Origin of the sequence: Arthrobacter crusticola (assembly GCF_004357995.1) — a bacterium.
Lineage (GTDB): Bacteria > Actinomycetota > Actinomycetes > Actinomycetales > Micrococcaceae > Arthrobacter_D > Arthrobacter_D crusticola.
Genome location: NZ_SMTK01000003.1, coordinates 386,021 through 411,089 on the forward strand (window position 1 = coordinate 386,021; position 25,069 = coordinate 411,089).

Genomic DNA, 25,069 nt, shown 5'->3' on the forward strand with positions numbered 1-25,069 from the left:
GCAGCATGCAGAAAAGCGAACCCCACGAGAAGCAGGTCACGTTGAACAAGGACACGGCACGCACCGAGGGCATCAAGCCCGACGCCGCCCTGCCCGCGCTCGGATTCACCGGAACCCTGCGGTGGGCGTGGAAGCAGCTGACCAGCATGCGCATCGCGTTGTTCCTGCTGCTGCTCCTGGCCGTGGCCGCAGTTCCCGGATCGCTCTTCCCCCAGCGGTCGGCGAATCCGGCCGTCGTCACCACCTACCTCCAGGACCACCCGGACAGCGGACCCATCCTCGACTGGTTCCAGCTGTTCGACGTGTACTCCTCGGTGTGGTTCTCCTCCATCTACCTGCTGCTGTTCATCTCCCTCATCGGCTGCGTGACTCCGCGCGCCATCGCCCACGCCAGGGCCGTCCGGGCCAAGCCGCCGGCCACCCCGCGGCGGCTCTCGCGCATGCCGGTCTACGGCACCCTGGAGATCCCCGCCGCGCGGACGTCCGGTGCCGCCATCACCCCTGCCTCCGCGGCGACCGACGCCGCCGCGCTCCTGAAAAAGCGCGGCTACCGCGTCGACGTGCGCGACGTGGACGGCGACCGGCCGTCGGTGGCGGCCGAGCGCGGCTTCAGCAAGGAACTCGGCAACCTCGTCTTCCACAGCTCCCTGATCGGCGTGCTGGTGAGCGTCGCCGTGGGAGGCCTGTTCGGCTACAACGGCCAGAAGGTGATCGTCGAGGGGGACACCTTCGTGAACACCCTGGTCGGCTACGACGCGTTCACCCCCGGCACGAACTTCTCCGATGACCAGCTCGAGCCCTACTCGATCCGCCTCGACGCCTTCGACGTGCAGTTCGACCGGGCGCAGGAGAGCCACTACGGCCAGCCCCTTGACTTCACCGCGAGCCTGACCACCCAGGACGGACCCGACGCCGAGCCCAAAAAGCAGATCCTCAAGGTCAATGCCCCCATCGACATCGGCGGCACGAGCGTGTACCTGGTCGGCAACGGCTACGCCCCCGTGATCACCGTCCGCGACGGCGAGGGGAACATCGCCGTGCAGGGACCGGTGGTCACCATCCCCTCCGACGGGCTCTACACCTCCCTGGCAGTGATCAAGGCTCCGGATGCCCGGCCGGAACAGCTCGGATTCGTCGGGTTCTTCCTCCCGACCGCCTTCGTCGACGAACAGGGCGTCTCCTTCTCCCGCGACCCCGACCCGTTCAACCCGCAGCTCAACCTCAACTCCTACGCCGGGGACCTCGGCCTCGACGGCGGGGAACCGAAGAACGTCTACGTCCTGGACACCGAGAACCTGACGGAGCTGAACAGCCGCAACAGCGACAACGGCGGCATCGTCCTGGGCCTCGGTGAGACCTACGACCTGCCCGAGGGGAAGGGGTCCATCACCTTCGACGGGCTGAAGCGCTACATCGCCGTGGACATCCACCACGACCCGGCCCAGCTCGGGGCGCTGGTCTTTTCGGTCCTCGCCCTCGCGGGCCTGAGCGCCTCACTGTTCATCGGCCGGCGGCGCGTCTGGGTGCGCACCGGAGAGCACCCGGACGGGCGGGTCCTCATTGAGTACGGGCTGCTGGCCCGCGGCGAGGACCCGAGGCTCCCCGCGGAGGGTGCCGCGGTGGAGAAGCTGCTGGCCGGCCACTGGCTGGCGCACCAGGACAAAGCAGGGGAAAATCAATTGCAGCCCGCCGGGGCTCCCGCCGCCGGAACGGGCGCCGGGACCGACGGCGACAACGGTAAGGACAACGAATGAAAAGCGTTAATACCGAACTGGGCGCCACCAGCGAGCTCTTCATGCTCCTGGCCTCCATCGCCTATGTGGTGGCGCTGATCTTCTTCGTGCTCGACCTGGTGAAGTCGAGCCGCACCATCGGTGCCGTCGAGGCCCGCCTGGCCGCCGGCCAGGCCCAGGCCCCGGCGCGGGCAACGGTCCTCGCCGGCGCCCGCGGAGGCGGCGCCTCGGCGCCCGCATCCGCCGGCCCGGCCATGGCCGACACCTCCATGCAGTACAGCGCCGGCCCCCGCCGGTCCTCGGCCCGGATCGCGGTGGCGCTGACCGTGGTCGCCACCGTCATCCATGCCGCCGCGGTACTCACCCGCGGCATCGCCGCGGACCGGGTGCCGTGGGGCAACATGTACGAGTTCTGCACCACCGGTGCGCTCGTCGTCTCCCTGATCTTCCTGATCACCCTGACCCGCAAGGACCTGCGGTTCGTCGGATCCTTCGTGGTGGGCCTCGTGGTCATCATGCTCTGCGCCGCAACCGTGGGGTTCGCGACCCCCGTGGCCAACCTCATTCCCGCGCTGCAGAGCTACTGGCTCATCGTGCACGTCTCCATCGCCGTGGCCTCCTCGGCCCTGTTCACCCTCACCTTCGCCATGTCGGTGCTGCAGCTGGTCCAGTCCTCCCGCGAGGCGCGCATCGCGGCCGGCGGGCCCGATAAGGCCGGCTTCATGCGGTTGGTCCCCCCGGCACTCAGCCTGGAGAACCTCTCCTACCGCCTCAACGCCATTGCCTTTGTCGGCTGGACCTTCACCCTTATCGCCGGGGCCATCTGGGCCGAGGAGGCCTGGGGCCGGTACTGGGGCTGGGACACCAAGGAGGTCTGGACCTTCGTGATCTGGACCGTGTACGCCGGCTACCTGCACGCCCGCGCCACCAAGGGATGGACGGGCACCCGCGCGGCCTGGCTCTCGATCGTCGGATACCTCTGCATCGTTTTCAACTTCACCATCGTGAACATCTACTTCTCGGGGCTTCACAGCTACTCTGGCGTCTAAGCCGCCGAAGGCCAAGACGGTACCGCAACAGAAAGCCGCACCTGCCCGCTCGTTTGACCACGAGGGGCGGGTGCGGCTTTTTGTCTGCGGCTTTTTCGGTGTGGGGCTGCGGCCGGAGGACGCGGGCCAGGAAGTAGGCGGGCTACGGGTTGTTGGGCCGGTGCGCGCCCGTGCTGCCCGTCTCATCGGCGTCGTCGTCGGGATCGGTGGCCGGAGCCGGATCACCCGTACCGTTCGAGGGGGTGCCGCCGGCGGGGGCACCGCCCGCGGGGGTTCCCGCTGCGGGAGTCGTGGTTCCGCCGATCTTCCCGCCGCCCTTTGATTGGGCTTCGCGGGCCTTGAGCTCCTCTTCCTTGCGCTTCAGTTCCTGCTCGCGGGCCTGCTGCCGGCGCCGGGTCTCAAGGTTCTGCAGGAACTGGGGATCGTCATCGGGTGCGGTCGGCTGCCGCGGGGCCGGGCGGGGAGGGCGGGTGCCGCGCGTCGGCCGCGGCCTGCCGAACAGGAACCACAGGCCGGCTCCGATGAGGGGCACCACCAGGATCGTGATCAGCCAGGCGGGTTTCGAGATACTGCGTACCTCGCTGGATCGGGTCATGGCGCATTCGATCAGCGCGTAGACGATGACGGCGACTCCAAGGAGCACCAGGAACAGCAACAGGCGGGGCATACCCCAATTGTAGGCGAGTAAACTTGGAGGGTGCCCTTCCTCAAATTCACTGCCCTGCGCCTGCTGCTCGTCGTCGTCTTCTTTGTGATCTGCGTGGTTCTCGGGCTCGGTGCGGTTCTCTCCGCCGTCGTTGCCGCCATCCTCGCCTGGTGTGTGACCTACCTGTTCTTCCGCCCGCTGCGCGACGCCGCGGGCGCCTCACTGCAGCGCCGCTTCAAGGACGGCGCCCCGCGGGCGAGCAACTTCATGGAAAAGGACGACGCCGCCGCGGAGGACCACATCGACCCCAACGCCCCGGTGAACGCCGACCGCAGGCCGCGCGACCTCTGACCGAAGGTTTCCCCGCTCCTAGGCGAGGACCTCGGTGAGCACGATGCCCAGGCCGAACAGCAGGCTGAAGCCGAGGTTGATCAGGCTCGTCTGCTTGAGCACCGGGATGAGGCTGCGCCGCTTCTTGCCCTTGAGCATCAGCCAGCTGGGCATCAGGCCTGCCGGGACCAGCAGGAGCACCAGGAGCACCCACGGGTGGTTGTCGATGAGGAACAGCGGCAGCAGGACGGCCGCGGCCAGCATCATCACGTAGCTCACCCGGGCCGGGGTGTCGCCCAGGCGCACGGCCAGGGTGAGCTTGCCGGCCTCGCGGTCGGTCGGAATATCGCGGACATTGTTCGCCATCAGCAGTGCCATGGCGATCAGGCCGGTGCTGATGGCCCCCACCCAGGCCGGGCCGCTCAGCTGGCCTGCCTGCGTGTAGGTGGTGCCGAGGGTTGCGACGAGGCCGAAGAAGACGAAGACGAACACGTCCCCGAGGCCCAGGTACCCGTAGGGGTTCTTGCCTCCCGTGTAGCCCCAGGCCGCCGCGATGCAGCCGACGCCCACCAGCAGGAGGAACCAGGCCTGCGACAGGATGATCAGGGCCGCGCCCGCCACCATGGCGAGGGCGAAGCAGGCGAACGCCGCGTACTTCACGTCACGGGCCCGGGCGGCGCCGGAGCCGGTGAGCCGCAGCGGACCCACCCGGGCGTCGTCGGTGCCGCGGATGCCGTCGGAGTAGTCGTTGGCGTAGTTGACGCCCACCTGCAGCAGCACCGCCACTGCCGCGGCGAGCACCGCGTTGAGCGGCCGGAATCCGCCGAGCCCGAACGCGGCGGCACTGCCGGCAATCACCGGCGCCAGGGCCATGGGCAGGGTGCGGGGGCGGGCTCCTTCAAGCCACTGAGCGGCAGTCGCCACGGTGTGTTCCTTCACTGGTTGTGCTGGCGGGCCGGTGGCCCGAAACGGTTGCGCGGTGTCCGGCGCTAGGAGTTCCGCTGTTCGAGGAGCGCGCGGACGGACTGCCGGTCCGGCTTGCCCCCCGGCAGCAGCGGCATCGCCTCGAGGGTCAGGACGGTCTTGGGTGCGGCGTGGGCTCCGAGTTCCTCGGCGACGTGCCGGCGCACCACCTCGGCCTCTACGGTGCCAACCACCGCGGCGGCCACCGAGGTGCCCCACTCGGAACTCGTGATGCCCAGGACGAGGGCCTGGTTCACCCCGGTAATTCCTTCGATGACCTCAGCGACGACGGCGGCGGAGACCTTGAGGCCGCCGGTCACGATGACGTCGTCGAGGCGCCCGTGCACCTCGACGGTGCCGTCGGCCGTGAGCGCTCCGGCGTCGTCCGTCCGGAACCAGCGCCGGCCCGAGTTGAAGACAAACCGCTCGCCGGTCAGCTCCGGGTCGCCCAGGTAGCCCTCCGCCAGCACCGGGCCGCTGATCCACAGCCGGCCGGCGTCCTCGCGGACCTCCACGCCGTCAAGGGGCTGCCCGTCGTAGACGCATCCGCCCGAGGTCTCGCTCATCCCGTATGTCTCCACGATGTTCAGGCCGTGCCGGCGGGCTTCGCTGCGCAGGCCCGATCCGATCGGGGCGCCGCCCAGCAGGATCGCGTTGAACCGCTTGAGCGCCTCCAGAGTCTGCGGTGCGGGGTCCTGAAGGAGCCGGTGAAGCTGGGTCGGCACGAGGGAGGTGAACCGCACGCGGTCGGTCAGCTCGCCCGCGGCGGAGGTGAACGCGTCCGCAGTGAAGGCAGTGGCGGGGTCCATGGCCCAGGGCTCCGTCCCGGCGTACAGGGACCGGACGAGCACCTGGAAGCCTGCGACATGATGTACGGGCAGGGTCAGCAGCCACTGGCCCTCGGCGCCCAGCGCGATTGCCGTCGCCATTGAGGACGCGGCGAGCGCATCGACGCTGAGCATCGTCTTCTTCGGCGCTCCGGTGGAGCCGGAGGTGCTGAGCACGGCGGCGATCTCGTCATTGGGCAGCTCGCCGGTGAACTGCTGGCCGAGGGCGGCATGCGGTGCCACGGCCGGTCCTTCGCCGGCAAGGGAGGCCGCCAGGGGCTTCAGCAGTGCCTTCGGGTCGAACGCGGGAGGGGTGTAGATCGGCAGGAGTTCCATGCGCGTCCTAGAAGTAGTAGGGGAAGGCGGACCAGTCCGGGTCGCGTTTGGCGAGGAAAGCCTCCTTGCCCTCCACCGCCTCGTCGGTCATGTAGGCCAGCCGGGTGGCCTCGCCGGCGAAGACCTGCTGGCCGGCCAGGCCGTCATCGGCGAGGTTGAAGGCGAACTTCAGCATCCGGATGGCCTGGGGGCTCTGCCGGGCGATGTCGGCGGCGTACTCCAATGCCGTGCGCTCCAGGTCGGCGTGGTCGACGGCCTCGTTGACCGCACCCATGGCCACCATGTCCTCGGCCGAGTACTCCCGGGCCAGGAAGAAAATCTCGCGGGCCTTCTTCTGCCCGATCTGGCGTGCAAGCAGGGCCGAACCGTAGCCGGCGTCGAAGCTGCCCACGGTGGCGTCGGTCTGCTTGAAGCGGGCGTGCTCGCGGGAGGCAAGGGTCAGGTCGGCCACCACGTGCAGACTGTGGCCGCCGCCGGCCGCCCACCCGTTGACGACGGCGATCACCACCTTGGGCATGGTGCGGATGAGCCGCTGGACCTCGAGGATGTGGAGCCGGCCGGCACGGGCCGGGTCGATGCTTTCCTTCGTTTCGCCCTCCGCGTACCGGTACCCGTCCCGGCCGCGGATGCGCTGGTCGCCGCCGGAACAGAACGAGTGGCCGCCGTCCTTGGGCGAGGGTCCGTTGCCGGTGAGCAGCACCGTGGCGACGTCAGGGCTCATGCGGGCGTGGTCGAGGGCGCGGTACAACTCGTCGACGGTCCCCGGGCGGAAGGCGTTGCGGACCTCGGGTCGGTTGAAGGCGATGCGCACCGCGGGCAGGTCCCTGAGCACGCTGCCGTCGACGGCCCGCTGGACCTGGCGGTGGTAGGTCAGGTCGGTCAGGTCGTCGAACCCCGAGACGGTGCGCCACTGCTGCGGGTCGAAGATGTCGGAGACCTGGACGGGAAGATCGGATGTCACCAACCGAGTCTAACGGCGCGCAACCGGCCGGGCATGCCGCGGCGGCTCAGGAGATGCAGAACTCGTTGCCCTCCGGATCGGTCATGGTGTACCAGACGAGGGGCCCCTGGCTTGCCTCGTAGAGGTACCGGGCGCCGCGGGCCACCAGGGCCTCCCGGGCGTCGTCCTTGTCCGTTCCGGTCAGGTGGATGTCGAGGTGCACCCGGTTTTTGACGCTTTTCGGTTCGGGAACGGGTTGGAAGACCAGGCGCATCCGGTCTTTGCGCTCCAGTTCGCTGGCCCTGCAGACCGCCGCCCCGCCCGTCCACACGCGGGCGCCGTTGTGGGAAGTGACATCGGACTCCTTGGCGTAGCCGGCCGCGAGCATCTTGTCGATAAAGCCCTCGTCGACCGGTTCGACGATCCAGCCCAGGGTCTCGGCCCACCAGTCCGCCTGGGTATGGGGGTCCGCGCAGTCGATAGAAATCTGAATACTGTGTTCCATGCCGACACGGTAGCGCCGGGTCCGGCTCCGGCGGAAGGAAACCGCGGACAGCCCGCGTCCTCAAATGCCGGCGGTCTGCATGTCCGTATCGCCCCGCAATGGGTGTGGCCTGCCGGTGGCCGCCGCCCTCGCCAGGGCCCGCAGGAGCCCGTAGAGTCCTGGATGACGGCAACCGGTGCTCGGCCTCGGAGGGATCATGGCGCGTCTGGTTTTCACGGGAATCACCTCCCTTGACGGGTATGTCGCCGACGAGGCGGGCTCTTTCGACTGGAGCGTCCCCGACGAGGAGGTGCACGCGTTCATCAACGACCTCCAGCGGGGGGTGGGAACCCACCTGTACGGTCGGCGGCTCTATGAAGTGATGCTCGCCTGGGAAACCCTTGAGACCGCCGGCCACCCGGCCGCCGTCGCCGACTTCGCTGACATCTGGCGGGGCACGGACAAGATCGTCTACTCCAGGACGCTGCCTGCCGTGGCCGGTGCCCGGACCCGGCTGGAGCGCACCTTCGACGCGGCGTCCGTGAGGCGCCTCAAGGCCGCGGCGTCCCGGGATCTGGCGGTGGGCGGACCGGGCCTCGCAGCCGCAGCGGTCAGCGAAGGGCTCGTCGACGAGATCCACCAATTCATCTCCCCGGTGGTCGTGGGCGGCGGCACCCGGTTCCTGCCCGCAGGGGTGCGCCTTGATCTCGAGCTGCTCGACGAACGCCGGTTCCGCAACGGGGTCGTGTTCCTGCGCTACGGCGTCCGAGGCTCCACCGGCTAGCCTCGGTCCGCGGTCCTCACCGGACTGTTTTCCCGGCACGGGTTTGCGCTGGTTTCCTCAACCCGGCGGGAGCCGCAGGAAGGCGAGAAGACAGCCCAGGCGTTCCTTCTGGCCCGCAGGCGCTGACCAGGCGGAGGCACCCCCCGCGCGGCGCCGATGGTCACCGGCGGGCGGTGGACGTCGAGGGATCCTCGCCGCGCGTGAACAGGGGCAGCCGCTCGACGGCGTGTGAGGCACGCCGCAGGGCGCTGCTTGCCCTTTGGAGCGCGCCGGCGGGCGGCTGGGGCCCACGCAGGAGGGCGAAGTCGGCGGCGTCCCGCAGCCGGTCGAGCACTGACAGCGGGACAGCGGCGAGGGCGTTGCCCGGCGGCCGGCGGGCCACGACCGGGTGTGCCCGGGTCGGAGCGGTCCCGCGGACGATCTCCCAGGCAACCCCGAGCAGCCGGAGCCGGCTCACCGCCACCCGCTCCTGCAGGCGGGGAAGGAGCGTGTCCTCCTCATCCCGGACATCCTCACGGAGCACTTCGACCAGCCGGTTCAGGAGGGGCCCGCGCTCTGGGTCACCCTCCTCAAGCGATTCGAGCCGGGTGACCAGTTCGTTGACCTCCTGATGCTCCTGCTCCACTTCAAGCGTCAGGTCGCCGCCGTCCGGGAGAACCCGCCGCATCACGGGCCACAGTACGGCCTCCTCAGCGAAGGCATGGGGGAAGACCAGCCGGTAGATGCGGCGGAGCACCTCACCCTGCTGCCGGTCGTGGGTGCCCTCCAGCTCCTGTAGGAGGGCATTGAGCTTCACGTGGTCCCGCTTCTGGCGGACCAGGACGCTCAGGGGACCGCCCAGCTGGGCGGTGCTCTGCTCGGCTACCGATACGTGCATCAGGACTTCCTTGGTTGCGCCTTGCGGCGGGTCCGCGGCGCCGGTCGGCCCGGGGGCCGCCGGTCACCGGCTTCTGGTTTCCGCTCCGGCGGGAGGATGGAGGCGCCGGCTGCTCGACTTCCCTCAGCGTAGGAAGTCCGGAGCCGGGTGCACAAGGAAAAGACGGGCGGCGGCAGGGGTGGCCATTCCTGCATGGCAGTGCCCCGGCAGCGCTCGGCGCGTCGGTACCGGCCCCGGGGTGGGGCGCGTCGGTTGACCGGGGAAAACCGCCGTGCAATTCTTGATACAGCTTTACAGAACGAGCGGTCGGTAATTCCGGATCCGCCCACCCGTGCACCGGCCACCCGGCCCTGCGACATGGAGGCAGTCATGACCGAAGCATTTCTCGTGGGCGGAGTGCGCACTCCGGTCGGCCGGTACGGCGGAGCGCTTTCCCCGGTCCGGCCGGACGACCTGGCGGCGCTGGTCCTCCGCGAAGTGGTGGGGCGGACGGGCATGGACCCCGGAGGCATCGACGAGGTGATCCTGGGCAACGCCAACGGCGCCGGAGAAGAGAACCGCAACGTCGCCCGGATGGCCGCGCTCCTTGCCGGCTTCCCGGACACCACGCCCGGCATCACGGTGAACCGGCTCTGCGCCTCCGGGCTCTCGGCGATCATCCAGGCGTCCCAAATAATCAAGTCGGGGGCGGCCGACGTCGTCGTCGCGGGCGGGGTCGAGTCAATGAGCCGCGCGCCCTGGGTGATGGAGAAGCCGGCCAAGGCCTACGCTCGACCGGGGGCCGTCTTCGACACCTCCATCGGGTGGCGGTTCACGAACCCGGAGTTCACCGCCATGGACAAGGTGACCTACTCCATGCCGGAAACGGCCGAGGAGCTGGCCGAGCTTGACGGGATCACCCGCGATGACGCCGACGCGTTCGCGCTGCGCTCCCACCAGCGTGCGGTGGCGGCCACGAAGGCCGGACGGTTCGACGCCGAACTGGTATCGGTCCAGGTCAACGAGGGCAAGCGGTCCTACAACTTCGACGCCGACGAGGGCCCCCGCGCCGACACCAGCCTCGAAGCGCTCGCCGGGCTCCGCCCGGTGGTCAAGAAGGGCGGGGTGGTCACCGCCGGCAACTCAAGCGCCCTCAACGACGGCGCCTCCGCCGTGATCGTCGCCTCCGAGGCCGCGCTCGAGAGGTTCTCCCTCACCCCGCGGGCCCGGATCCTCGACGGCGCCTCGGCCGGGGTGCCCCCGCACATCATGGGCATCGGCCCGGTCCCGGCCACCCGGAAGGTCCTCGAACGCACCGGCCTCTCCATCGGTGACCTCGGCGCCGTCGAGCTGAACGAGGCCTTCGCCACGCAGGCCCTCGCCTGCATCCGCCGGCTCAAGCTCGACGAGGACATCGTCAACCGCGACGGCGGGGCGATCGCCCTCGGACACCCGCTGGGGTCCTCCGGGGCGCGGATCGCCATCACACTCATGGGCCGGATGGAGCGCGAGCTCGGCCCGGGGGAACGGCGGCTCGGCCTTGCCACCATGTGCGTCGGCGTGGGCCAGGGCACCGCGATGCTCATCGAGGCCGTGTGATGGGGTCCTTCGAAGCGCTGATCGTCGAGGAAGGCCCCGACCGGCTGCTCGTGCGGCTCAACCGGCCCGCCGTACGCAACGCGATCGACCGCCGGATGGTCGAGGAGCTGCACCAGCTTTGCTCGGGCCTTGAGGCGCACCCACGGGTGCTGATCCTGACCGGGACCGGGGGCGTCTTTGCCTCGGGAGCCGACATCGGCGAACTCCGGGAACGCCGCCGCGACGACGCCCTCGCCGGCATCAACTCCACCCTGTTCACCCGGATCGCCCGCCTGCCGATGCCGGTGATTGCCGCCCTCGACGGGTATGCCCTCGGCGGCGGCGCCGAGCTGGCCTATGCCGCCGACTTCCGCATCGGCACCCCCGCCCTGAAGATCGGCAACCCGGAGACCGGGCTGGGGATCCTCGCGGCGGCCGGAGCGAGCTGGCGCCTTCGGGAGCTCGTCGGGGAGCCCCTCGCCAAGGAAATTCTGCTCGCAGGGCGCGTCCTCGACGCCTCCGAGGCGCTCGCCGCACGCCTCATCACCGAAATTCACGAACCCGACGCGCTGCTTGAGGGCGCGCACGCACTCGCGGACCGCATCGCCCGCCAGGACCCGCTGGCGGTCCGGCTCACCAAGAGCGTCTTTTCGGCACCGGCGGAGGCGCACCCGCTGATCGACCAGCTCGCCCAGGGCATTCTGTTCGAGTCCGAGGCGAAGTTCGAGCGGATGCAGCGCTTCCTTGACCGCAGGAACGGTTCCCAGCCGGCTCCCACGGCCGCAGAGGGCGGCGAGTGATGAGCGTTCCGGCCCGGGTCGGGGTGCTCGGCGGAGGACGGATGGGCGCGGGCATCGCCCACGCGTTCGTCGTCGCCGGGGCCGACGTCGTCGTCGTGGAGCGTGACGATCCCGCCGCGCTCGCCGCCCACGGGCGGGTGTCCGGCGCCCTGCACAAGAGCGTGGAACGCGGATCGACGACGGAGCCGCTGCAGGCACTGCTCGACCGGGTTCGAATCTCCACCGACTACGCCGCGTTCGCTGGCTGCTCCCTCGTGGTCGAGGCCGTGCCCGAGGACCCCGGCCTGAAGGAGGCGGCCCTCGCCGCGGTGGAGGAGCGCCTCGCCGACGGCGCCTGGCTCGCGACGAACACCTCCTCGCTGTCGGTCGCCGGCCTTGCCCGGGTGCTGAAACGGCCCTCGGAGTTCTGCGGGCTTCACTTCTTCAACCCGGTGCCCGCCTCCACGCTGATCGAGGTGGTGCTCGGCCCCGACACCTCGGAGGCCACCGCCGCAGCCGCCCGCGGCTGGGTCGAGGCCCTGGGGAAGACCCCGGTGGTGGTGCGTGATGCCCCCGGGTTTGCCAGTTCCCGGCTCGGGGTGGCTCTCGCCCTCGAGGCGATGCGCATGGTGGAGGAGGGGGTGGCCTCCCCGGACGACATCGACACCGCGATGGTCCTCGGCTACAAACACCCGGTGGGTCCGCTGCGGACCACCGACATCGTGGGCCTCGACGTGCGGCTCGGCATCGCCGAATACCTCGAATCCACGCTGGGCGGGCGGTTCTCCCCGCCGCAGATCCTTCGTGACAAGGTGGCCCGCGGGGAGCTTGGACGCAAGTCAGGCAAGGGCTTCTTCGAGTGGAACGACTGACCGCGCGGCACCCATCGGGGATGCCCGGGGCATGAACCTGCCGGAAGGCGCTCCGCGCGCGGACGTCGAGTGGGAGGGCGCCGTGAACGCGCGCGACCTCGGCGGCGTGGCCGGCCGCGTCCGGCCGGGCCGGATCTACCGGATGGGGCGCCGGGAATGGCTGACCGACCGCGGTTGGCAGCAGGCCTGGGACGACGGCGTGCGCACCGTCATCGACCTCCGCAACCCCGAAGAGGTGGGCCGCCGCAGCACCGACCCGGTTCTGGCCGGAACGGCGGCCGGGCGGTTCCTCATCCGCAACCTGCCGACCGAGGACCCCTCCGACGCCGGGTTTCGGGCCCTGTGCGGGCCCTACCTGAACACTCCGCTTCACTACCGGGACAACCTGGAGCGGTGGCCCGGGAAGTTCGCCGCGGTGGCCCGGGCCGTCGTCGCGGCGCCGGCCGGAGGCGTGATCGTCCACTGCGCGGCCGGACGCGACCGCACCGGCATGGTGACCTCCCTGCTGCTCGCCGCGTGCGGGGTGCCGGCCGGGGACGTCGCCGACGACTACGAGGTGGCCGTTCGGACCATGAACGAGCGCTACCGGACCCAGGCGGCACCGCGGGAGAAGCCCCGGAGCGCCCAGGAGCTGTCGGCCTGGCTGCACGAGGCGCGGGGGCACCTGCTGGAGTTGCTCGCGACGCTCGACGCTGAGGCGTACCTCCGGGGGGCAGGCCTCAGCTCGGGAGAGCTCGCCGCACTGAGGGCGAGGTTGACCCTCTGAGCCGGGGCGGCGCCTGACCGGCCGCCGGGGCGGTCTACCGCGCAGGCTGCTCCCGCTGCAGGGCGGCCAGGTCCGCGCCGTCCCGCACGGCCGGGAGGTAGCCGGAACGGTAGCCCTCGGCGCTGGGGTGAAGGCCGTCCGGTTCGCCCGCGCCGGTGATCCACGGTTCGGGTGCCCCCAGCCCGTGGGACCGGAAGCCTTCGGTCGTCGGGACCCACAGGAAGCCGTGAGCGGCGGCGGTCTCCTTGAGGACGGCGTTGAGCGAGTCGGTTCCTGCATTGAACGCCTCCTGCGCCGGAAGGCTCAGGGCGTCCGCCGTGCCGAATTCGGGGGAGAACAGGTGGGGGTATCCGGTCACGACGACCACCGCCTCCGGGGCCGCCCGCCGAAGCTGCCCGTAGAGGGCGTCGAGGTCCCGGGCCAAGGCGGGCAGGACCAGCGCCGTCGTCTCCTCGATCAGGCGGCGGCAGGACTCAAGGGGCGCTGTTGCGCACGTGCCCGCCACCTGGCCGAATCCGGCGTCGTTGCCTCCGGCCGACACTGTGACAAGGTCGGTCTGCGGCCCGAGTGAACCTTCCTCCACCAGTTGGGAGACCTGGGCGGGGACGCTGGACGGCGCAGTGCCGGGGGCGGCGACCGCGCCGGCGCACGTGCCGTCCGCTGCCAGTTCGACCGCGTCCTCGGCATCAAGCAGGCCGGGCAGGCCGAGCGGCGAACGCCCGCATTCCCCGGAGTAGGAGCCGGCGCCCAGGCCGGAGGCGTAGGAATCACCGACGGCGACGTAGGACAGGGGCTCCGGCGGCGCGGGCGGAGCCGGCTCTGCCGGGGTGCAGGCGGCAACTGACGCGGCCAGCGACGCTGCGAGCAATGCCGCCGGCAGAACGCTCCAGCGGGCCGCCGGCTTCCGCGCCGGCCGGAGGGGCCGCGCTGCGAAGGGGCGGCGTGCGGTCATATCTTCCACGCTATCAAGGCCGACAGGTCCGCTCAGCCGTTCTCCGCGGTGTTCCGGAGGGCCGCCAGCAGCCCCGCGAACGCGACGGCGGCGGCCCCGAGGGCCGCGGCGGTTCCGGGGGTCCGGTAGCGGGGCAGGGTGCGCACCGCGGTCCCGGTGAGGCCCCATGCCACGGCCGCGGGATAGGCCGCGGAGACCGGGACCCGCCGGGTGACGACGACGGAGGCTCCTGTCAGGGACGCCAGCAGGGCCGCTCCCCAGAAATCGGCCCCCGGGCGGGGTGCGCGGACGCCGCGATCGATGAGGAGTTCGGTGACCGCCGCGCCTGCCGCCAGGGTGATCCAGCCGCTGAACAGCCCGAGTGGCACCCTCACCAGCCAGCGTGCGGAGGCCGATGTCCGTTCCGCCTCATCCGTCGGCGTGGCCCGCGCATAGCCGAGGAGCGCCGCGGTGGTCGTCGCCGCGATGAGCGGCAGCTGAACCGCGGGGGAGGACGTCCTCACCCAGAGCCCGGAGAGGCCCACGGCGGCGGCCACCGGGCCGCCGGTCCGGCGGAACAGCTGCCTGCCGCGTTGGGCGGGAAGCGCCTGGTAACCGGCGTACCCGAGGACGCCGGCGTAGATGGGGAACCAGATGGTGAACGCGTAGTTGGCGGGAAGGACCCGGCTGGTGCTCTTCCTGGCGTCTCCGTAGTCGCCGGTCGCGCCACTGAGGATCCCTCCCGCCACGGCTGCTGCCACGGCGCACTGCCGAAGGAGGTCGCGGTCTGGCATGGGCGGTCCTTCCGGGCCGGGGCAGGCCCCGTGGGCGGGAAGGCGGGCCGGGCGGCCCCGCCGATCCGGCGTCAGCAGCCGAGGATCCTGCCGGGAACGAATGGAGGTCCTGACCGGTACGGCACTGATGGGGGACATTGCCGGGGCCCGGTCAGGACCTCTACGAATGGACTGTACAAGAGGCACCACCCCCTGCCGCAAGGGTTTCGACGGAGGAGTATTACGAGGGTCGAGAATATTCCGGCTCAACTATCACCCCTGTCCCACGGGGTTCCTCCCGTCACCTTCTCCGGGTGGTGTGCGGAGGGAGGAGGGGCAAACGTTACGTACTGTGACATGGGCCCGGTTGGCGGGCCGACGGGGCAGGGGTCGACCCGTCGGCCGGCGCACCCCGAAGGGCGGCGAGCCCGCTCAGCCGGGGATGGGCCTATCCAGCAGCAGGTTGGTGATCCGCATCGTGCACAGCCGCTGGCCGTCCTCGTTCTCGATGAGCACCTCGTGGGTGGTCAGGGTCCGTCCAAGGTGGATCGGCGTGGCCGTGACGGTGACCCGGCCCGAGCGGGCCGAGCGGTGGTGGGTGGCCGAGACGTCGACCCCGACCGCCGTCTTGCCCAGGGTGCTCGCGTGGATCACCGCAGCCCAGGATCCGACCGCCTCGCCGACGGCCAGCGAGGCCCCGCCGTGAAGCAGTCCGAAGGACTGCCGGTTGCCCTCAACGGGCATTGTTGCGACGACCCTCTCGACGGACTGCTCAAGGATCTCGACGCCCATGGTGACGTCCAGTTCACCGGGGACAATGCGCCACGGGGTCCGGGCCGCGTCGGGTGCTGAAGTTTCGCTCACTGGGGCTCCTTGGGGGTGCACTGAAAAAGGCAGATCCTGTACGCTGGGAAAATATTACCGAACGTCCGTTCAGTTTATCCTCCGGGGCGGCGGACGCGTTGAGATCAAGCTGAAAGGCGAGTCGATGACGACTGCTACCGCTGTAAGCACGGACATTGTCCCCAGCTTCATCGAGGACTCCTGGTGGGCGCCGGACCAGCAGGTCCTGGACAGTGGGAACTCCACCCGGGTCCGCGACGCAAGCACCGGCGAGGTCCTCGCCGTCGTCTGCACCGCAGGCCTTGATATCGGCGCTGCGGTACGGTTCGCGCGCTCGACCGGCCAGGCCGAACTCGGGAAGCTCACCTTCCACGAGCGGGCCCTGAAACTCAAGGAGCTTGCACAGTTCCTCAACGGGCACCGGGAGCCGCTCTACGAGCTGTCGGCCCGGACCGGGGCCACCCGCGGCGACTCGATGGTCGACATCGACGGCGGCATCGGCGTCCTGTTCACCTTCGGCTCGAAGGGGCGGCGCGAGCTTCCCAACTCGCAGGTCATCGTCGACGGCCCGGCCGAAAACCTCTCCAAGGACGGCTCGTTCCTCGGCACCCACATCTACACCCGCATCCCCGGCGCCGCGGTGCAGATCAACGCCTTCAACTTCCCCGTCTGGGGCATGCTCGAAAAGCTCGCCCCCGCCTTCCTCTCCGGCGTCCCCACCATCGTCAAGCCCGCGACTCCGACCGGCTACCTCACGGCGGCCGTCGTGAAGCTGATCGTGCAGTCGAACATCCTGCCCAAGGGATCGCTCCAGCTCATCTCCGGACCGGCCCGGGACCTGCTGGACCACCTCGACTACCGCGACCTCGTCGCCTTCACCGGGTCCGCCTCCACCGCGAACCACCTCCGCTCCCACTCCAACGTGATGCACGGCGGGGTGCGCTTCAGCTCCGAGACGGACTCCCTCAACGCCGCGATCCTCGGACCCGACGCAGTGCCGGGCACCCCGGAATTCGAGGCCTTCATCCGCTCCCTCGTCACCGAGGTCACCGTGAAGGCCGGGCAGAAGTGCACGGGCATCCGGCGCACCATCGTGCCCAAGGCCCTCGTCCAGGACGTGGTCGACGCCGCCCGCGCCCGCATCGAGGAGCGCGTCACCCTCGGCGACCCGCGGGCGGAGGGCGTCACCATGGGCGCGCTGGCGTCCCTCGAGCAGCTCGAAGGCGTGCGGGACGCGGTGCGGGAACTGATGTCCTCCGGCGGTGAACTGGCCCTCGGCTCGCTCGAGGCGCCGCCCGTGACCCGCGCCGACGGCACGGTCGGCCCCGCCGACGGCGGAGCGTTCATGGCGCCGGTGCTCCTCACCTGGGACGACGTCGAAGCCGGAGCCCTGCACTCGGTGGAGGCCTTCGGGCCCGTCGCCTCGGTGATCGGCTACGACAACCCCGCCCACGCGGTCCACCTCGCCGCGCTCGGCTCCGGCTCCCTGGTCGCCACCGTGTGCACCAACGACCCGGCGGTGGCCCGCGAGCTCGTCATCGGCATCGCGGCCCACCACGGACGCGTGCTGATGCTCAACAGGGAGGACGCCCGCTCCTCCACGGGGCACGGGTCTCCCGTGCCCCACCTCACCCACGGCGGCCCCGGCCGGGCCGGCGGCGGCGAGGAGCTCGGCGGGATGCGCTCGGTGCTCCACCACATGCAGCGCACAGCGCTCCAGGGCTCACCGAACATGCTCACAGCCGTCACCGGCATCTGGCACACCGGGGCCGACCGCAACTTTGACGGCGTCCACCCGTTCCGCAAGAACCTTGCCGAACTGCGCATCGGCGACGCCGTGCGCTCGGATCTCCGGCAGGTGACCCTTGAGGACATCACGGCGTTCGCTGAGACCACGGGGGATAAGTTCTACGCCCACACCAATGAGGAAGCCGCCGCGGCCAACCCGTTCTTCCCGGGCATCGTGGCGCACGGGTACCTGCTGCTGTCCTGGGCGGCCGGTCTCTTCGTCGATCCGGCGCCGGGGCCGGTGCTGGCCAACTACGGGCTCGAGAACCTGCGCTTCCTCACCCCGGTGGCCGCCGGGGATTCGATCCGGGTGACCCTGACGGCCAAGCGCATCACCCCGCGCGAGACCGACGAATACGGCGAGGTGGCCTGGGATGCGGTGCTGACCAACCAGTCCGACGAGATCGTGGCCACCTACGACGTGCTTACCCTCGTGGAGAAGTAAGGCGTGACCGCCGGCGGGCCGCGTGGGCGGCCCGCCGGAGCTGACGCCGGTGCGGGCGGCTGCCGGCGCCGGCCCGCGCCGGATGCCGGGCTCAGGGCCGGTGGTGCAGCCCGTCGAAGACCATGGTGATGACGTCGTCGGCCAGCTTGCCGGCGGTGAGCTGCCCGCCGGGTTTGTACCATTCAACGATCGAGTTGATCGTGCCGAACAGCAGCCGGGTGGTGGTCCGCGGGTCGATGTCGCTGCGCAGCGATCCCTCCGACCGGGCCGCGTCGACAAGGGCAGCGACCTGCCGGTCGAAGGAGCGCCGGCGCTCAAGGGCGCCGCGCTCGACCTCCGTATTGCCGCGCAGGCGCAGCAGCAGGGTCACGAACGGCAGGCGCTCGGTCAGGACGGCGATGGTTCCTCGGAGCACGAATTCGAGCCGCGCATCGGCCCGCCCCGACGTCGCCCGCGGGTCGGCGAGGACCGCCTCAAGCCCGCCGAGGGCGTGTTCGAGGGCCAGCCGGAGCAGGTCGCCCTTCGAGGGGACGTGGTGGTAGATCGCGGACTTGCTGATGCCCAGGTTCTCGGCGAGCACTCCCATCGAGGTCGCCTCGTAGCCGTGCCGGTTGAAGACGTCCACGGCGATGGTGAGGACCGCCTGCTGGTCGTAGCCGGGACGCCCGCGGCGTCCGGGCGTGGTGGCCGGTACTTGAGTGCTCGCCATATCCGTCATTTTCGCATGAACGTTCGGTCACTCCGCGCCGGAGCGGGGGCGGAGGTCGTAGACCCTCTTGAGCTTCCCGCTGGAGCGCACCAGGGAGCCCTGCTCGACGACGCTCACGGTGCAGCTCGAGCCGATGTGGATTTTAATCTGCTCGCGCAGCGTGGCCGCGGCGTCGCGGGCCGCCTCAGCGGACACGCCCTCCCGCGGCTCCACCTTCACATTCAGCTGGTCCATCCGCTGGCCCTCGGGCCGGGTGAGTTCAAGCTGGAAGTGCGGGCTCAGCGCCGGAATCCGCAGGGCGAGCTCCTCGACCTGGGTGGGGAACAGGTTGACTCCCCGCAGGATGATCATGTCGTCGCTGCGGCCGGTGATCCGCCCCATCCGGCGCATCCCGGGCCGGGCGGTGCCGGGCAGCAGCCGGGTCAGGTCGTGGGTGCGGTACCGGATGATCGGCAGGGCCTCCTTGGTCAGGGAGGTGAAGACGAGTTCACCGGCTTCGCCGTCGGGCAGGACCTCATCGGTGAACGGGTCGACGATCTCGGGCCGGAAATGGTCCTCCCAGATGTGCGAGCCGTCCTTGCTCTCCACACATTCCCCGGCCACGCCCGGGCCCATCACCTCGGAGAGCCCGTAGATGTCGCAGGCGTCGAAGCCCATGCGCTCCTCGAGCTCGTGGCGCATCTCCTCGGTCCACGGCTCGGCGCCGAGCACGGCGGTCTTCAGCGAGGTGGAGCGCCGGTCGATGCCGGCGGCGGTCATGGCATCGAGGATGGTGAGCAGGTAGGTGGGGGTGGCGAGGATGGCGTCGGGCTCGAAGTCGCGGATGAGCTGGACCTGCCGCTCGGTCTGGCCGCCGGACATCGGGATGACGGTGCACCCGAGCTTTTCGGCGCCGTAGTGGGCGCCGAGGCCGCCGGTAAAGAGCCCGTACCCGTAGGCGTTGTGGACCTTCCACCCGGTCTTGACGCCTGAGGCGCGCAGTGAACGGGCCACCAGGGTGGCCCAGCGGTCGATGTCCCCGGCGGTGTACCCGACGACGGTGGGCTTGCCCGTGGTGCCCGAGGACGCGTGGATGCGGACCACCCGGTCCTGCGGGACGGCGAACATCCCGAAGGGGTAGGACCGCCGCAGGTCCTCCTTGGTGGTGAAGGGAAACTTCGCCAGGTCCGACAGTTCGCGCAGGTCGCCTGGATGCACCCCTGCGTCGTCGAACTTCCGCCGGTACAGTTCCACCTTCTCGTACGCGAGCGCCACGGTGCGCTGCAGGCGCTCGAGCTGGAGCGATTCGATGCGGTCACGGCTGTACTCCTCCTCGGGGTCGAGGGTTCCGGGAGCGGCCGCAGAGGCCTTGAGGGCTGTACCGGTCATGAGGGGTCCTTCGCCTTGGAGGAACGGGCGGGTGCGGGGACGGTGCGGGAGCGCCCGCGGAATTCAGCGACGGGCCGCCCCGCGGCGCCGTCGTGCGCGGTGATGGTGATGTCGTAGAGCCCGCTGCGGCCCGCGGCGGCCCGCCGTTCGGCGACCGCGGTCAGGACCTCGCCGGCACGCACCGGGCTGAGGAAGGTGATGTCGGCGCCTGAGGCGACCGTCACCGTCCCGGCGTCCTGTGCTCCGGACGCGGAGTTCGAGTCGGGGGAGGCGGGGTTGCAGGCGAGGGCGAAGGCGGAATCCGCGAAGGCGAAGATCATTCCGCCGTGGGCGATGCCGAAGCCGTTGAGCATTTCCGGGCGCACCGTCATGGCGATCCGGGCCGAACCCTCGCCCACCTCGAGCAGTTCGATGCCCAGCCAGGCCGAGGCGTGGTCCTCCGCGAGGATCTGGTGCCGCGGTGCCGCGGGCCCCGCCGTCCGGACGTCGCTGTCCATTCGAGCCGCCTTTCGAATTATTTACCGAATGTTCATTAGGTAATACCGCGGGGAGGACCGGTGTCAAGAAGGTCGGAACCGCAAGGCCTTGCGCCGGGATGGTTATATCTATTAGATATAACCATCCCAGGGAAAGGTTATCGATGTCGCGTTCGGAGCAGACCCAGACCGCAGTGCTCGGTGCCCTCAGCGTCATGTCCATGACCGGGTATGCCCTTCGGGAGGAAATCCGCTCAGTGCTCGGGCATTTCTGGAGCGAGAGTTTCGGCCAGATCTACCCGGCGCTCGCCGAACTTCAGCGGCAGGGCCTGGTCGAGCGCAGGGGTGCCGATCGGGCGCGGTCTTCGGTCTTTGCCATCACTCCGGCCGGGACGGCGCGGCTCCGGGAGCTCCTCGGGGAACCAGTGCAGCCGGTGCGGCCGCGGAACGGGCTGATGCTCCGCCTCTTCTTTGGGCGCCAGCTGGGGCCGGAGGCCTGCCGGAACCTCATCCGGGAGGCCCGGGCGGAAGCGGAGGCGCGGTTGGCCGAGCTTGCCGTGGCGCGCAGTGAATCCCGGGAGGGGCCGCACGCCGAGGACCGCCCTTACTGGCTCCTCACCATCTCCGCCGGCGAACATGCGGCCCGGGCGGCCATCGCCTGGGCCGACGAGGCCCTCGAATCCCTCGCGTCCCTGCCCGACCACGCACCGCCCCATGCTGCCGCAGAAGCACCCGCAGTTTCCGAGACCGTCCATCCTGCCAGGGAGCACCCATGAACGCCGTCCTCTTCCCACGCCTCCGCTGCGCCGCAACACCCGAAAGGACGGCCGCGGCTGCCGCGGCGGGATTCTCGGTCATCGCGGCCTTCCAGGCATCCCTCGCACTCGGAGCCCCCTTCGGCGAGGCCGCATTCGGCGGCTCCAACAGCGGTCAACTGCCCCCGGGGCTGCGTGCGGCCAGCGCCGTTTCCATGGTGGTGTGGCTGCTGGCCGCCTTGATGGTCCTGGCCCGGGGCCGTTCGGTGCCGGCTCCGGCCGGCAGGGCGGTCCGCTGGGGAGTCCGCGGATTCATCGTCCTGCTTGCGGTGGGAACCCTTCTGAACGCAGCCTCATCGAGTCCGTGGGAGCGGTTCCTCTGGGCGCCGCTCGCGCTCGTCCTGCTGCTTCTGTGCCTGCGCCTTGACCGTCACCGCGCAGCGGACGGGAGCCCGGCCGGCCCAGCCGCCTGAGCGGGCGGCGCCGAAGGAACCACAGCCTTCACCCAAAGTCCGTCATCCCCTGTTGGGAACGTAGCGGCTGTGGTTCACTGCGGAGACAAGGGTGCCGAATCCTTCCGGAAGCGGAGCACAACAGGTCCGGGCACCGTGTCCGAGACGGAGTTCAAACCTGAGGAGGGCGGTCCGGTGGGCATTGTGAGCTGCGGTGTGGCGGTGTCCCTCGACGGGTTCGTCGCCGGTCCGCACCAGAGTCTTGAGAATCCGTTGGGGGAGGGTGGTGAGAGCCTCCACACCTGGATGTTCGACCATCCCGAGGCGCACGCCGTCCAGCGGGAGGAGCTGCTCTCGCATGGCGCGTACGTGATGGGGCGGAACATGTTCGGGCCTGTGCGGGGTGCCTGGGACGAACCCTGGCGGGGCTGGTGGGGTGAGGATCCGCCGTACCACGCGCCGGTCTTCGTCCTGACCCACTACCCGCGGGACCCGGTGGTGATGGAGGGAGGGACGACGTTCATCTTCATCACCGACGGCGTGACGGCCGCGGTGGAGCAGGCGAAGGCGGCTGCCGGGAGCGGCTCCGTCGGCGTTGGCGGAGGCGCCTCAACCATCAACCAGTGCCTGGCCGCGGGCCTGATCGACGAGCTGACCCTGCATGTGCCGCCGGTCCTGCTGTCCGCCGGCGAACGGCTCTTCGCCGGCGTCGGGGACCTTGAACTCGGGATTGTGCGGACGCGGAGCACGCCCCATGTCACCTCCACCACCTACCGGGTGGTCCGCTAGGGCTCGCCCCGACCGGCGGGCAGGCCAATAGGTCAGGTAAAAATGCGCATATTCTCCGGGTTCAAAGCCCTCCCGCAGTGCTAGGTTTTTTGAGAAGGAGGGTGCCCGATGAACGCCGGAGCCCCGGCGCCGACGGCACCCGAAGTTCCCGGATTGTGCCTACCCAGGAGGAAGTCATGACGGACCATGTAGCCAACGTTTCCGCGTGCGATGTGGAAACCTGCTCCTTCAACCACCACCACGACTGCACGGCCTTCGCCATCACCGTCGGCGGCAGTCCCGAGCACGCCAGCTGCTCGACGTTCATCGACACGTCGGCCAGCGGCGGGCTGCCGAAAGTACTGGCGCACGTCGGCGCCTGCCAGCGCTCCGAGTGCCAGTTCAACGACCACCTGCTGTGCGATGCGGAGAACGTCCGCGTCGGCCCGGGCGCTGAGGCCGCTGACTGCCTGACGTACCAGCCGCGGTAGCGGCCCGCGCTGACCCGGTCATTGGTGCGTCCTCGACGGCGGAGGGGGCTGCGCCGGGCGGCGGTCCCTACGCGTCGGTGAAGGGCTGGACCTCGGTGGCGCCCAGGGCGTCGGCGGCGAAGGCATAGTCCCACGCCACGTCCTTCCACCGGGCGTACCGGCCGCTGGCACCGCCATGGCCGCCGTCCATCTCCGTCTTGAGCACGATCGGCTCGCTCCCGGTGGTCTTCTCCCGAAGTTCCGCAACCCACTTCGCCGGCTCCACGTACAGCACCCGCGTGTCGTTGAAGCTCGTCACGGCGGCAATGCGCGGGTACTCCGCGGCGCGGACGTTCTCGTAGGGCGTGTACTCCTTCATGTACCGGTACACCTCGGGGTCGGTGATCGGATTGCCCCACTCCTCCCACTCCAGCGCCGACAGCGGCAGTTCCGGGTCGAGGATGGTGGTGAGGGCGTCGACGAACGGCACCTGGGCCACGATGGCCCGGTACTTCTCGGGCGCGAGGTTCGCCACGGCACCCATGAGCAGCCCGCCCGCGGAGCCTCCCATCGCGGCGATGCGCCGCGGGTCCACCCAGCCGGAGCCCACCAGGTGGTCCGTGGCGTCGACGAAGTCCGTGAAAGTGTTCTTCTTGTTCAGCTTCTTGCCCTGCTCGTACCAGGTGCGGCCCATCTCACCGCCGCCGCGGACGTGCGCGACGACGTAGACGATGCCGCGGTCGAGCAGGGACAGCCGCGCCACGGAGAACCCTGGGTCCATGCTGACCTCGTAGCTGCCGTACGCGTAGACGAGGGCGGGGTTGGAGCCGTCCTGCCGCAGGTCCGCCCGCCGCAGGACCGAGAGCGGAAGCAGCGTGCCGTCGGCGGCCTTCGCCCACTGACGTTCGGCCACATAACGCTCCGGCCGGTAGCCGCCGAGTACCTCGGTCTCCTTGCGCAGCGCCAGCTCCCCGGTGGCCAGCACGTAATCGTAGATCCGCGGCGGAGTCAGGAATGAGGTGTAGGACAGGCGGATGATCGGGGAGTCGAACTCGGCGTTGGCGAGGTTGCTCGTGATCAGCGCCTCCTCGAAGGCGGGCTCCGCGGGGGCGGCCTGGGCCGGTGTCCCCAGGCCCTCGAGGTGGAGGACCTGAACGCGTTCGGTGGTGTCCCGGCGGACCGAGAGCACGAGGTGGGTGCGCGTGACCGCGGCCCCGTTGACCCGGACGGCGTCGTCGTGCGGGACCACCGTCGTCCACTGCTGGTCCTTGAGCGGGCGGGCGAACTCGGAGGCGGCCACCAGGCTCACCATTGAATTCTTCGCCTCGCGGTTGTGCGTCAGGACGTAGTGGAGCACCCCGCCCAGCCGCACCGGCTCCGCCTCGTACAGGATCCTCTCGTCCCGGGAGATCAGCGTGGTCAGCTCGGCGCCCGGGGTCGTCAGGTCGAGGACCCGGTATTCGCTGTACTCGGAGGAGCCGACGCTGATCAGCAGCTGCGTGCGGTTGGCGGAGAGCTCGAAGCCGGTCCACATGGCGACGTCATCCTCCTGGTAGAGGACCTCGTCCTCCTCCACCGGGGTGCCCAGGGTGTGGACCTTGACCTGGAAGGGGCGCCAGGAGTCATCGACGACGGTGTAGAAGACCCGGGTCCCGTCGGGGGAGAAGCCGAGGCCGTAGAAGACGTTGGCCACCTCGTCGGGCAGCAGCTCACCCGACTCGAGGTCCTTGACGCGCAGGGTGAACCGCTCGTCACCGGCGTTGTCCTCGCAGTAGGCAAGGAGGGAGCCGTCCTCGCTCACGGCGAGCCCGCCGAGGGAGAAGAAGGGCTTGCCCTCGGCCAGGAGGTTCCCGTCGAGGAGGACCTGTTCGCCCTCGACCGGCCGGCCGGGCACCACCTCGGGGGGAGTCCAGTCGGCGGCGAGGTCACCGGTGTCGACGGCGGCAACGCGGCACTGGATGCCGTACTGCTTACCCTCCTCGGTGCGCGAGTAGTACCACCAGCCCTTCTTGCGGGCCGGCACAGAAAGGTCTGTCTCCTGGGTGCGGTTCTTGATCTCGCTGAAAATCCGCTCCCGCAGCTGCTCCTGGCCGCGGGTGACGGCCTCCGTGTAGGCGTTCTCCGCGGTGAGGTGGGCGGTCACCTCCGGATTGTCCTTTTCCCGCAGCCACTCGTAGGAGTCGGTGAAGGTGTCGCCGTGGTGCGTGCGCTCCACCGGCATTTTCTTCGCGGCGGGCGGGCGGGGGACGGCATCCACGGGGGTCTCGGCAGTCATGGGTCCATCTTGCCAGAAGCGCGGGAAGGGGCCCGGGTGCTTTGCTTGCCCGCCGGACGGGCCCGGAGCCCGG

General features: G+C 70.1%; 26 protein-coding genes. 13 read left to right on the top strand and 13 right to left on the bottom strand.

The window, feature by feature from the left end:
* Window positions 1–5 precede the first annotated feature (5 nt).
* Window positions 6–1,754, top strand: coding sequence for a cytochrome c biogenesis protein ResB (gene resB, locus E2F48_RS09545; protein WP_133403752.1), 1,749 nt, complete (start codon window positions 6–8; stop codon window positions 1,752–1,754).
* Window positions 1,751–2,782, top strand: coding sequence for a c-type cytochrome biogenesis protein CcsB (gene ccsB, locus E2F48_RS09550; RefSeq protein WP_133403753.1), 1,032 nt, complete (start codon window positions 1,751–1,753; stop codon window positions 2,780–2,782). Before resB ends, ccsB begins: the two co-directional genes overlap by 4 nt.
* 142 nt (window positions 2,783–2,924) lie before the next feature.
* Here the strand turns inward: ccsB and E2F48_RS09555 are convergent, their stop codons facing one another.
* Window positions 2,925–3,449 (bottom strand): PLD nuclease N-terminal domain-containing protein, encoded by a 525-nt coding sequence (locus E2F48_RS09555; protein WP_133403754.1) that lies wholly within the window; start codon window positions 3,447–3,449, stop codon window positions 2,925–2,927.
* A gap of 30 nt (window positions 3,450–3,479) precedes the next feature.
* On the opposite strand from E2F48_RS09555, the gene E2F48_RS09560 reads away from it, so the two are divergent.
* Window positions 3,480–3,779 carry a DUF4229 domain-containing protein gene (locus tag E2F48_RS09560; protein ID WP_133403755.1) on the top strand — a complete coding sequence of 100 codons (300 nt, stop codon included), beginning with the start codon at window positions 3,480–3,482 and terminating at the stop codon, window positions 3,777–3,779.
* 18 nt (window positions 3,780–3,797) lie between these two features.
* Here the strand turns inward: E2F48_RS09560 and E2F48_RS09565 are convergent, their stop codons facing one another.
* The 4 genes from E2F48_RS09565 to E2F48_RS09580 all read right to left on the bottom strand — a co-directional run bounded on the left by E2F48_RS09565 (window position 3,798) and on the right by E2F48_RS09580 (window position 7,329).
* Window positions 3,798–4,682, bottom strand: a complete 885-nt coding sequence (locus E2F48_RS09565) for a 1,4-dihydroxy-2-naphthoate polyprenyltransferase (protein WP_133403756.1) — start codon at window positions 4,680–4,682, stop codon at window positions 3,798–3,800.
* 65 nt (window positions 4,683–4,747) lie between these two features.
* The gene (locus tag E2F48_RS09570) at window positions 4,748–5,884 is read right to left on the bottom strand and encodes an AMP-binding protein (protein ID WP_133403757.1); all 1,137 of its coding nucleotides are present in this window, start codon (window positions 5,882–5,884) and stop codon (window positions 4,748–4,750) included.
* A gap of 7 nt (window positions 5,885–5,891) precedes the next feature.
* Window positions 5,892–6,845, bottom strand: coding sequence for a 1,4-dihydroxy-2-naphthoyl-CoA synthase (locus E2F48_RS09575; protein WP_133403758.1), 954 nt, complete (start codon window positions 6,843–6,845; stop codon window positions 5,892–5,894).
* A 46-nt stretch (window positions 6,846–6,891) separates the two neighbouring features.
* Entirely contained in the window at window positions 6,892–7,329 is a 438-nt protein-coding gene (locus E2F48_RS09580) for a VOC family protein (RefSeq protein WP_133403759.1), read from the bottom strand.
* Between the two features lie 196 nt (window positions 7,330–7,525).
* Between E2F48_RS09580 and E2F48_RS09585 the strand changes: the two genes are divergently transcribed.
* The gene (locus tag E2F48_RS09585) at window positions 7,526–8,092 is read left to right on the top strand and encodes a dihydrofolate reductase family protein (RefSeq protein WP_133403760.1); all 567 of its coding nucleotides are present in this window, start codon (window positions 7,526–7,528) and stop codon (window positions 8,090–8,092) included.
* A gap of 160 nt (window positions 8,093–8,252) precedes the next feature.
* Here E2F48_RS09585 and E2F48_RS09590 read toward each other — a convergent pair whose 3' ends face one another.
* Window positions 8,253–8,969, bottom strand: a complete 717-nt coding sequence (locus tag E2F48_RS09590) for a hemerythrin domain-containing protein (RefSeq protein WP_133403761.1) — start codon at window positions 8,967–8,969, stop codon at window positions 8,253–8,255.
* Between the two features lie 369 nt (window positions 8,970–9,338).
* Here E2F48_RS09590 and E2F48_RS09595 point away from each other — a divergent pair, with 369 nt between their 5' ends.
* From E2F48_RS09595 to E2F48_RS09610, 4 genes are read left to right on the top strand one after another with little or no spacing between them, the layout of a single operon-like run.
* Window positions 9,339–10,547: a thiolase family protein gene (locus tag E2F48_RS09595; protein ID WP_133403762.1), complete on the top strand. Its 1,209-nt coding sequence runs from the start codon at window positions 9,339–9,341 to the stop codon at window positions 10,545–10,547.
* A complete protein-coding gene (locus E2F48_RS09600; RefSeq protein ID WP_133403763.1) occupies window positions 10,547–11,326 on the top strand; it encodes an enoyl-CoA hydratase/isomerase family protein in 780 nt (259 codons plus the stop codon). The genes E2F48_RS09595 and E2F48_RS09600 overlap by 1 nt, the downstream gene beginning before the upstream one ends.
* Window positions 11,326–12,177, top strand: a complete 852-nt coding sequence (locus tag E2F48_RS09605; RefSeq protein WP_133403764.1) for a 3-hydroxyacyl-CoA dehydrogenase family protein — start codon at window positions 11,326–11,328, stop codon at window positions 12,175–12,177. Before E2F48_RS09600 ends, E2F48_RS09605 begins: the two co-directional genes overlap by 1 nt.
* 31 nt (window positions 12,178–12,208) lie before the next feature.
* On the top strand, window positions 12,209–12,943 hold the full coding sequence (locus E2F48_RS09610) for a tyrosine-protein phosphatase (protein WP_133403765.1): 735 nt from the start codon (window positions 12,209–12,211) through the stop codon (window positions 12,941–12,943).
* A gap of 34 nt (window positions 12,944–12,977) precedes the next feature.
* Here the strand turns inward: E2F48_RS09610 and E2F48_RS09615 are convergent, their stop codons facing one another.
* The 3 genes from E2F48_RS09615 to E2F48_RS09620 form a co-directional block, all read right to left on the bottom strand.
* Complete coding sequence (locus tag E2F48_RS09615) at window positions 12,978–13,895, bottom strand: SGNH/GDSL hydrolase family protein (protein WP_165968736.1); 918 nt, start codon at window positions 13,893–13,895, stop codon at window positions 12,978–12,980.
* A 32-nt stretch (window positions 13,896–13,927) separates the two neighbouring features.
* Window positions 13,928–14,668, bottom strand: coding sequence for a hypothetical protein (locus E2F48_RS17320; protein WP_165968737.1), 741 nt, complete (start codon window positions 14,666–14,668; stop codon window positions 13,928–13,930).
* 411 nt (window positions 14,669–15,079) lie between these two features.
* Window positions 15,080–15,439, bottom strand: a complete 360-nt coding sequence (locus E2F48_RS09620; protein ID WP_133404137.1) for a PaaI family thioesterase — start codon at window positions 15,437–15,439, stop codon at window positions 15,080–15,082.
* A 196-nt stretch (window positions 15,440–15,635) separates the two neighbouring features.
* Between E2F48_RS09620 and paaZ the strand changes: the two genes are divergently transcribed.
* Window positions 15,636–17,723: a phenylacetic acid degradation bifunctional protein PaaZ gene (gene paaZ, locus E2F48_RS09625; RefSeq protein WP_133403767.1), complete on the top strand. Its 2,088-nt coding sequence runs from the start codon at window positions 15,636–15,638 to the stop codon at window positions 17,721–17,723.
* 91 nt (window positions 17,724–17,814) lie between these two features.
* On the opposite strand, the gene E2F48_RS09630 is transcribed toward paaZ, so the two are convergent.
* Genes E2F48_RS09630 through E2F48_RS09640 form a run of 3 tightly spaced genes read right to left on the bottom strand, consistent with a single transcriptional unit; the run spans window position 17,815 to window position 20,297 of the window.
* Window positions 17,815–18,432, bottom strand: coding sequence for a TetR/AcrR family transcriptional regulator (locus E2F48_RS09630; RefSeq protein WP_133403768.1), 618 nt, complete (start codon window positions 18,430–18,432; stop codon window positions 17,815–17,817).
* A 27-nt stretch (window positions 18,433–18,459) separates the two neighbouring features.
* Window positions 18,460–19,800 carry a phenylacetate--CoA ligase PaaK gene (gene paaK, locus E2F48_RS09635; RefSeq protein WP_133403769.1) on the bottom strand — a complete coding sequence of 447 codons (1,341 nt, stop codon included), beginning with the start codon at window positions 19,798–19,800 and terminating at the stop codon, window positions 18,460–18,462.
* Window positions 19,797–20,297, bottom strand: coding sequence for a hotdog fold thioesterase (locus E2F48_RS09640; RefSeq protein WP_133403770.1), 501 nt, complete (start codon window positions 20,295–20,297; stop codon window positions 19,797–19,799). The genes paaK and E2F48_RS09640 overlap by 4 nt, the downstream gene beginning before the upstream one ends.
* 143 nt (window positions 20,298–20,440) lie before the next feature.
* On the opposite strand from E2F48_RS09640, the gene E2F48_RS09645 reads away from it, so the two are divergent.
* The 4 genes from E2F48_RS09645 (at window position 20,441) to E2F48_RS09660 (ending at window position 22,742) form a co-directional block, all read left to right on the top strand.
* The gene (locus E2F48_RS09645) at window positions 20,441–21,052 is read left to right on the top strand and encodes a PadR family transcriptional regulator (protein WP_133403771.1); all 612 of its coding nucleotides are present in this window, start codon (window positions 20,441–20,443) and stop codon (window positions 21,050–21,052) included.
* Window positions 21,049–21,504: a hypothetical protein gene (locus tag E2F48_RS09650; RefSeq protein ID WP_133403772.1), complete on the top strand. Its 456-nt coding sequence runs from the start codon at window positions 21,049–21,051 to the stop codon at window positions 21,502–21,504. Before E2F48_RS09645 ends, E2F48_RS09650 begins: the two co-directional genes overlap by 4 nt.
* A gap of 135 nt (window positions 21,505–21,639) precedes the next feature.
* On the top strand, window positions 21,640–22,272 hold the full coding sequence (locus E2F48_RS09655; protein ID WP_246018756.1) for a dihydrofolate reductase family protein: 633 nt from the start codon (window positions 21,640–21,642) through the stop codon (window positions 22,270–22,272).
* A gap of 176 nt (window positions 22,273–22,448) precedes the next feature.
* The gene (locus E2F48_RS09660) at window positions 22,449–22,742 is read left to right on the top strand and encodes a DUF1540 domain-containing protein (RefSeq protein ID WP_120168038.1); all 294 of its coding nucleotides are present in this window, start codon (window positions 22,449–22,451) and stop codon (window positions 22,740–22,742) included.
* A gap of 67 nt (window positions 22,743–22,809) precedes the next feature.
* Here the strand turns inward: E2F48_RS09660 and E2F48_RS09665 are convergent, their stop codons facing one another.
* Window positions 22,810–24,996, bottom strand: coding sequence for a S9 family peptidase (locus E2F48_RS09665; protein ID WP_133403773.1), 2,187 nt, complete (start codon window positions 24,994–24,996; stop codon window positions 22,810–22,812).
* Window positions 24,997–25,069 lie beyond the last annotated feature (73 nt).